The sequence below is a fragment of the bacterium genome (assembly GCA_009926305.1).
Classification (GTDB): domain Bacteria; phylum Bdellovibrionota_C; class UBA2361; order UBA2361; family RFPC01; genus RFPC01.
This window is the reverse complement of sequence record RFPC01000179.1, coordinates 1-2,010: the sequence shown is the minus strand read 5'-3', so window position 1 is coordinate 2,010 and position 2,010 is coordinate 1. Positions and strand designations below refer to the sequence as shown.

3 protein-coding genes are annotated in these 2,010 nt (G+C 45.3%); 2 read left to right on the top strand and 1 reads right to left on the bottom strand.

Annotated features, from left to right (window positions below; all coding sequences use genetic code 11):
- Together EBR25_13480 and EBR25_13475 are read left to right on the top strand one after the other, a co-directional pair.
- On the top strand, window positions 1-195 hold a 195-nt coding region (locus tag EBR25_13480; protein ID NBW41993.1), incomplete at its 5' end, for a hypothetical protein.
- The gene (locus tag EBR25_13475; GenBank protein NBW41992.1) at window positions 188-910 is read left to right on the top strand and encodes an ABC transporter ATP-binding protein; all 723 of its coding nucleotides are present in this window, start codon (window positions 188-190) and stop codon (window positions 908-910) included. The genes EBR25_13480 and EBR25_13475, both read left to right, overlap by 8 nt.
- Here EBR25_13475 and EBR25_13470 read toward each other — a convergent pair.
- Window positions 895-2,010: hypothetical protein (locus EBR25_13470; GenBank protein ID NBW41991.1), on the bottom strand; the 1,116-nt coding region annotated here is incomplete at its 5' end. The two genes, EBR25_13475 and EBR25_13470, sit on opposite strands and share 16 nt — an antisense overlap.

Genomic DNA, 2,010 nt, shown 5'->3' with positions numbered 1-2,010 from the left:
ACAATACTCATCATTGAACATCTCATGAAAGTTGTTCTCTCCCTGTCGAATCGAATTTTAGTCTTACATCACGGGGAACTCATTAGCCAAGGAAATCCCCTAGACGTCGTGAATGATCCTAAAGTTATTGAGGCCTACCTAGGATCAAAATTTACCGAGAAAAAACTATTCATTAAGGATAGTCTCCATGAGTAGTCGTTCCTTAATGAAAATTGAAAGCCTTGAGGCAGGTTATGGTGACGTGCAGATTCTCTGGGGAGTAAGCCTCGAAGTCTATTCGGGGGAGATCACTGCGGTCATAGGCTCTAACGGGGCAGGGAAAAGCACCCTCATGAGAACAATCTCCGGCCTAATTCCTAGTTCGGGTGGGACGATTACCTTTGAAGGGAAGACCATCTCAGGCCTAAATCCTAAAGCGGTGCTTGCAGAGGGAATTGCGCATGTCCCTGAAGGGAGGCGTCTCTTCAAAGGACTCTCTGTTGAGGACAATCTACTTATTGGCTCTTATACAAGAGAATCCAGCAAATCTGAAATTAAGCGTGATCTGGATTTCATTTATGGGATTTTTCCGAGACTCAAAGAGCGGCATCAGCAAGACGCTTCCACGCTTTCTGGAGGTGAGCAACAAATGTGCGCAATCGGACGTGGACTTATGTCTAAGCCGAAGTTGCTCATCATCGACGAGTTATCTCTTGGACTCGCCCCCAAGGCAGTCGATCAGTTGGTAGAGGCTCTTTGCCAGTTGAATCGAGATGGCCTGACAATATTGCTCGTTGAACAAGATGTATTTACCGCGCTCGAAATATCAAAACGATCCTACGTTATTGAAAGTGGGAAAGTTGCCATTTCTGGTTTAAGTATTGATCTTCATGACAACCCAAAAATTCAAGAGGCCTACTTAGGTATGTAATTACCAGTCTTTAGAGAAACTGCTTTCAGGTTTTGTTTAAGTTCTTGTCTAACATCCTGAAACTTTTGAACGGCAAAATCAAGAGTGACTGGTTTGAATGTAATTTTTGTTCCCGGACCTAACTGCGCTAGCACAGATCGTTCGGCGCCTATGACCTCTAAAATTCTGGGGTAACCCCCTGTGGTTTGATGTTCTACTCCCAGAATGATCGGATGACCTGATGGTGGAAGTTGCACAGTTCCAAATCGAACAGGCTCACTCTTAATATTTCGCATTCCTGATGTTGGCAGAGCTTCCCCCTCTAATAACAATCCCTGCCGATTACTTCTTGAACTCACAGTCCACACAGACTCAAATACCCTCCCCTGAACGCTTTTGGAGAGCATATTGAAGTGTCTTCCTGGAAGAACGGAGACCTCAATAACCTGGCTATTTTTCCTCAAATCGCCGTCTGGCACGAACCAAGGCGGAAAAACAAGCTCTTGGGGATAAGCAGAAAGAAGTTCATCAATGTTCTGGGAGGTGCCAGCTAAAGAACTTTTTTCAAAGGTCTTATGAAACAAAGTGACTAGGTCATACTCCACCGAACCCAGCGACAGATGACTGTCTTTTTCGATCTTTAAAGGAACGAGGTTCGCAGCAATATGAGCACTCTGACTACCTAAAACCTTCCTTGAGTAAATTCCACCTGCAATAGCCATCCACGTCCGAAATCCGCCTAGGACAGAGCCAAACCTTATTACAGTTCCCTTTTTTATAAACACAGGTCTCCGAGACGGGAATAACAACATTTGATTTTTATCCTTACCACTATGAATAGTGATCGGCGCGCCACAGAGGCAAATACAAGAGGCAATTCCAAATTTTAGAGTTGGGCCGACAGCAGTAATTTCGAGACCGGCCATGTCTTGTGAATTACCAACAATATGATTCGCGAGTCTTAAACAATTGGGGTCGTTTGCCCCCCCCCTTGAAATGCCTGAAGCCCAGTGACCGTCACGACCGAGGTCTTGAACGGTAGTGAGGACCCCGGCGCCAATTACTTCGAGCGCTGCTTCCACAATAGGGTAAATTCTTTCTCGGAAATTCGTCTGAACTCC